This is a genomic window from Peribacillus sp. SIMBA_075 (genome assembly GCF_046534585.1).
Window position 1 is genome coordinate 1 of record NZ_JAWRYN010001411.1, and the last position, 243, is coordinate 243.

A 243-nucleotide genomic window follows, 5' to 3' on the forward strand; every position below is an offset into this window, starting at 1 on the left:
CTCTTCGTACGTACCACTACTGCCTTAACAACGTCACCTTTTTTAACAACGCCACCTGGTGTTGCTTGTTTTACCGTAGCAACGATAATATCACCAATATTAGCATATTTACGACCAGAGCCGCCTAATACTTTAATTGTTAAAAGTTCACGTGCACCAGAGTTGTCAGCAACTTTCAAACGAGATTCTTGTTGGATCATGTTATGAAACCTCCCTTCGGACTAAAAATTCCGATTCGTCTAT

Annotated in this window: 1 protein-coding gene; it reads right to left on the reverse strand. The window is 40.3% G+C overall.

Annotated features, from left to right (window positions below; all coding sequences use genetic code 11):
• A partial coding sequence (locus tag SB775_RS32990; protein WP_410865503.1) for an uL14 family ribosomal protein occupies positions 1-200 on the reverse strand: 200 nt, incomplete at its 3' end.
• Positions 201-243: the final 43 nt, after the last annotated feature.